Genomic DNA, 4,835 nt, shown 5'->3' with positions numbered 1-4,835 from the left:
CGGGCGTGCCGCGTACCGTCGCGAAGCCGCCGCACAGCGCCGGGTGCTGGGCGGCCACCGCGGCCGCGGCGCGGGCCAGCCGTTCCGGGTCGAGGGTGCCGCGCGGGTAGGCGAAGAACAGCGGGACGACGTCGGTGCGGCTCTGCGGCGCGAGCCGGCGGGTGATCAGGAACCGCCGCTGGGCGCCGGTCAGCGGGTGCAGCTCCACCGGGGATTCGGCGGCGGCGGAGCGGTACCGGGCGAGGTAGGCGGCGGTGATGCTGGCGTGCACGGGGACGGTCTCCGGTTTCCGGTCGCGGATCGAATCGGGGATCGGTCGGGGGATCGGCCAGGGTCTTGCTCAGTCCGGGCGGTACGGGGCTCGGGTCCGGGCGGTACGGGGCTCGGGTCCGGGCGGTACGGGCGGGCCGCCCGGTCAGGACGCGGTGGGGCTCACGGCACTCTCCTCGTCGGCGGCGTCCTCGCCCGCGGCATGCCCGGCCGTGCGGTCGGGGCCCGGCAGCTCGCGCATCCGCCGCAGCGGCGAGAGCAGCAGCGGCAGCGGCACCAGCAGGAAGCCGGCGGCGCAGAGCCAGAGCGCGGTGCGCGGCCCGGCCGCGTCGGCGACCACTCCGCCGACCAGGGCGCCGATCGGCAGGGTGCCCCACACCAGGAAGCGCATGGTGGCGTTCATCCTGCCGAGCAGCTCCGGCGGGCAGACGCTCTGCCGGAAGCTCACCTGGGCGACGTTGTACGCCACCGCACCGAACAGCACCACCCCGGAGGCCAGGCCGAACAGCACCACCCCCGCGCCGCGGCCGGACAGCGGCCACAGCAGCGCGAACGGCGCCGTCACCACCGTGGACAGCCAGATCAGCCGGGCCTGCCCGATCCACCGGGCGAGCTGCCCCGCACACAGCGCGCCGGCCAGTCCGCCGACGGCGGAGACCGACAGCAGCACGCCGATGGCTCCCGGCGACAGGTCGAGCACCCGCACCCAGAACACCGTCTGCACGGCGGTCAGCACGGCGGAGAACAGGTTGGACGTAGCGGTGGCGGTCGCGATCGCCCGCAGCAACGGGTGGCCGAGGACGAACCGCACGCCCTCCCCGACCTCGGCGCGCAGCGAGCGCCCCGGTTCGGGCTCCGGCCGCGGCTCCTCGGCCTTGATCCGGACGAGCAACAGCGCGGAGGCGAGGTAGCCGCAGGCGTCGGCCACGATGGCGAGCGGCGCCCCGAGCAGCTGGACCAGCCCGCCGCCGAGGCCCGGCCCGGCGATCTGCGCCGAGGAGCGGACCGTCTCCAGTGCGCCGTTCCCACCGATCAGCTGCTCGCGCGGCAGGACGGCGGGCAGGAAGGACTGGTGCGCGACGTCGAAGAACACCGTCGCCACCCCGGTGACCAGTGCCACCAGGTACAGCTGCGGCATGGTCAGCACCCCGAACGCGGCGGCCGGCGGGATCGACCCCACGGCCAGGCAGCGCACCACATCGGCCCGGATCAGCACCGGCAGCTTGCGCATCCGGTCCAGCCAGGCGCCCGCCGGAAGGCCGACGAGCAGGAAGGCGGCGGTCTCGGCGGCGGTCAGCAGGCCGACCTGGAACGGCGTGGCGTCCAGCACCATCACCGCCACCAGCGGCAGGGCGACCAGGGTGACCTGACTGCCCGTCTGGGCCGCCGCGGCTCCGGTCAGCAGGAGCCGGAAATCGCGGTGGCCGAGCAGACGGGCCTGGCGGGGGCGAGGCTTCTCGTTCATCGGTGCGACTCTCGGTCACCTCTTCGACACGGGGCAAGCACCAGGTTCGTTTCCGGACGGACCGCAGGTCGGCGGAAACCCGCCACTCCCCCGGCCGGCCCTTGCGCGCCCCTTACGGCCGCTCCCGGCACTGCCGCACCGTCCGCAACGCCCGTCGGCCAAGGCGGCACGGCCCGACGGGCGCCCTGATCGCTTCCGGGTCCGCCGGTCCATTTCACTGTCCGGTATCCGGACTCCGCCTTTCCAGCCACCGGACGGCGGCGCTCAACTTGACCGGATTCCATGGAGTGCAGCCCGACCGTCACCTCATCGTGATATTGGCGTGACCGGAGCGAGCCGTAGAAGGGGGTCCCGGGCGGATCCGGGCCGCCCCCGGACCGGCCCGGTCCGCCACCCCCGCATCAGGCCCTCCGGTGATCCGCGTCCCAGGCCGGCTCCGGATCCGGCAGGCGTCGCCCGCCGGCCGTCAGTCCGCCTCCGCCGCCGCCTCGGCCCGGTGCGTGATCGCCAGCACCGCCATGTCGTCGTCCCTGGGCCCGCCGGTCCACCGCCCGACGTCCGCCACCAGCGCGTCCAACACCTCCCCCGGCCCGGAGAACGGCCCCAGCGGGGCCAGGCCGAGCACCGGGTCGTAGAACTCGCCCGCCGCGTCGCGGGCCTCGGTGACCCCGTCGGTCACCAGCAGCAGGGTGCTCCCGGCCGGAAAGGGCCGGCTCTCCGGCACCGGACGCGCCACACCCAGCCCGCCCATCCCCAGCGGCAGCCCCGGGTCCGCCGCGTCCAGCCGGCGCACCCGGGGCCCGGCCCCGCCCCGCGGGTACGGGCCGAGCAGGTACGGGCCGGGATGCCCGCAGTCGAGCGTGCGCACGCTCTCCTCGCCCGGCGGGAACTCCACCAGCAGCGCGGTGACGAACCCCTCCAGCCGCAGCTCCTCGCTCATCCGCTCGCTCTCCCGCAGCAGCGAACCCTCCAGCGCGTCCGCGAGCGCGGCCAGGTCCGGCAGGCGGTGGGAGCCCTCCCGGAAGGCACCCAGGAGCACCGAGACCACCCCCACCGCGTGCAGCCCCTTGCCCCGCACGTCGGCGATCAGCCCGCGCACGCCGTACGGGGTGGCCTGCAACGCGTACGCGTCCCCGCCGATCAGCGCCTCGTCCTGGGCGGCCCGGTAGCAGGCCGCGACCGAAAGCCGCCCCACCCGCGCGGGCGGCTCCGGCAGCACCGCGCGCTGCGCCGCCTCGGCCACCGACCGCACCCGCGCCAGCCGCCGTCCGTGCCGGGCGATCACGCGGTTCACCCAGATCCCGAGCAGCGCCGCGAACACCGTGTTCGCCAGCTCCAGGTGGCCGGCCCGGGTCCCGATCGACCCGTCCTGGGTGGACAGCACCAGGATGCCGAGCACATTGGCCACTCCCACCGCGAGGGTGTCCCGCAGCGCCAGCAGCGCCCCCGCCAGCACGGCGGCCGCCGCCAGCAGCGGATCGCCCCAGTAGTCGGTGGGATCCAGCGCGTTCCACACCAGCCCGCCGGCGGTCAGCAACCACGGCGCGACCCGCACGTACGGCGGCCACTTCACGGACCTCGGGGCCATCGGCGACCTGGCTTCCGTCTCACCACCATCCGGAAGGACTTCTTCCGATCGTAGTCACGGGCCCCGGAAACCCGCATGACGGCCGCCCGGTCCTTCCCCAGGCTTCGGCCCCGCCCCCGAGTCCCCCGAGGAGAACCCGATGTCCATATTCGCCACCTGGCTGTACCTCGCCGACGCCGATGACGGCGACGGCCCCGCCCCGAGGCTCTACCAGGGCTCGCACGTCAACCCCGCCGCCGACCACCCCCGCGGGGGCTGGCTGGAGCTCAGCGCGATCCCCAACCGCTGCCACCCCGACGTCCGGTTCGGCGACGAGCCCGAGCCCGAGGACGGCTGGCCGGCTCCGGTGGAGTACCTGCGACTGGGGCTCGGCCGGCCCGCCGAGGAGGGCTCGGGGGAGCCGGGATCCCTGACGACGGTGGTCCTGGACCGCACCCAGGCCGAGCTACTGCACGCCACCCTCACCCGGTGGCTGAACACCGACCGTCGATAGGGCACCGCTCACCCGTCCGCTGCCAACCGTGCACCACGGACCGACCACTACGAACCGCCCGCTGTGAACCGCCCTGCGCCGGGCCCCGCCAGCAGGCCCTGCGGCACCCGGCGCCCGTACGCGAGCAGCAGCAGGTGCTCCGCCCGCCCCGCCACGGTGAGCGGACCTTCGCCGTACGCCCAGTCGGTGTCCGTCGCCTCCAGCCGGACTCCGTCGAGCCGGGCCCCGAAGAACCGCAGCGTGCGGGGTGTGACGCCGGCCAGCAGGGCCTTCGTACGCGCCACCGGCAACCGGGCGGGCAGACCGAGTGCCACGGTGATGTCCAGGCCGTGGACGGCGTCGTGGGCGAGGGCCGCGATGCGGCCGCCGACGGGCGGGCGCCAGGGGTGGTCGGCGTGGTCGGCCATGGCGGCGGCGAGGTCGCGCTCGGTCATGGCGGCGGCGTCGCGGCGGGCGATCCGGTCGGCCATGCGGTGGACGTTGCCGCCGGAGCAGGCGAGTTCGAGGACCGTGCGCGCCGTCGAATGCCGGAAGCCGGTACTCATGTGCGCGGCCACCTCACGGACCCGCCAACCTCCGCACAGCGACGGCGAGTTCCACTGCTCCGGGGTGAGGGCGGCGAACACCTCGGCGAGTTCACGGCGCTCGGCCGCGATCTGCTCACGGATCCAGTGGATCTGCCCGGTGTCCTGGTTCTGCGGCACGGTTTCCATGCGTCCAGCCTGCGACCGGAACCGTACACCCGTCCAAGGCCGGGAATTTCTGGCACCTATGATCAGGAGTTATGGAACTGCGGCAGCTCCAGTACTTCGTCACCGTCGCCCAGCACGGCAGCTTCACCCGGGCCGCCCAGCTGCTGCACCTGACCCAGCCCGGGGTGAGCTCCCAGATCCGGCAGCTGGAGCGGGAGCTGGGCCACCGGCTGCTCGACCGCTCGGGCCGCACCGTGCGGCTCACCCCGGCCGGCGAGGCGGTACTGCCGCACGCCCGGGCGGCGCTCGCCTCCGCGGCCGCGGCCC

The 4,835-nt window shown here is 74.9% G+C and carries 5 protein-coding genes and 1 pseudogene; 2 read left to right on the top strand and 4 right to left on the bottom strand.

All coding sequences use genetic code 11. The features are described from left to right. The 3 genes and pseudogenes from KS423_RS38650 to KS423_RS38640 all read right to left on the bottom strand — a co-directional run. Positions 1 to 271 (bottom strand): annotated as a pseudogene (locus tag KS423_RS38650) (non-ribosomal peptide synthetase); the annotation flags it as partial. 144 nt (positions 272 to 415) lie between these two features. Then, positions 416 to 1,735, bottom strand: coding sequence for an MFS transporter (locus KS423_RS38645; protein ID WP_224284410.1), 1,320 nt, complete (start codon positions 1,733 to 1,735; stop codon positions 416 to 418). Between the two features lie 466 nt (positions 1,736 to 2,201). Continuing rightward, entirely contained in the window at positions 2,202 to 3,323 is a 1,122-nt protein-coding gene (locus tag KS423_RS38640) for a PP2C family protein-serine/threonine phosphatase (RefSeq protein WP_224284409.1), read from the bottom strand. A 139-nt stretch (positions 3,324 to 3,462) separates the two neighbouring features. Between KS423_RS38640 and KS423_RS38635 the strand changes: the two genes are divergently transcribed. Continuing rightward, complete coding sequence (locus KS423_RS38635; protein WP_224284408.1) at positions 3,463 to 3,816, top strand: hypothetical protein; 354 nt, start codon at positions 3,463 to 3,465, stop codon at positions 3,814 to 3,816. Between the two features lie 47 nt (positions 3,817 to 3,863). Here the strand turns inward: KS423_RS38635 and KS423_RS38630 are convergent, their stop codons facing one another. After that, positions 3,864 to 4,529, bottom strand: coding sequence for a maleylpyruvate isomerase family mycothiol-dependent enzyme (locus KS423_RS38630; RefSeq protein WP_224284407.1), 666 nt, complete (start codon positions 4,527 to 4,529; stop codon positions 3,864 to 3,866). 71 nt (positions 4,530 to 4,600) lie between these two features. On the opposite strand from KS423_RS38630, the gene KS423_RS38625 reads away from it, so the two are divergent. After that, on the top strand, positions 4,601 to 4,835 hold a 235-nt coding region (locus KS423_RS38625; protein ID WP_224284406.1), incomplete at its 3' end, for a LysR family transcriptional regulator.

The sequence above is a fragment of the Streptomyces sp. LS1784 genome (assembly GCF_020103755.1).
GTDB lineage: Bacteria > Actinomycetota > Actinomycetes > Streptomycetales > Streptomycetaceae > Kitasatospora.
The sequence above is the reverse complement of the archived record's forward strand: the minus strand, read 5'-3'. Positions and strand labels throughout refer to the sequence as shown.

Bases quoted from the DNA above. Each gene is read 5' to 3' on its own strand.
- KS423_RS38630 (WP_224284407.1), bottom strand. From the start codon at position 4,529: ATGGAAACCGTGCCGCAGAACCAGGACACCGGGCAGATCCACTGGATC.
- KS423_RS38645 (WP_224284410.1), bottom strand. From the start codon at position 1,735: ATGAACGAGAAGCCTCGCCCCCGCCAGGCCCGTCTGCTCGGCCACCGC.
- KS423_RS38640 (WP_224284409.1), bottom strand. From the start codon at position 3,323: ATGGCCCCGAGGTCCGTGAAGTGGCCGCCGTACGTGCGGGTCGCGCCG.
- KS423_RS38635 (WP_224284408.1), top strand. From the start codon at position 3,463: ATGTCCATATTCGCCACCTGGCTGTACCTCGCCGACGCCGATGACGGC.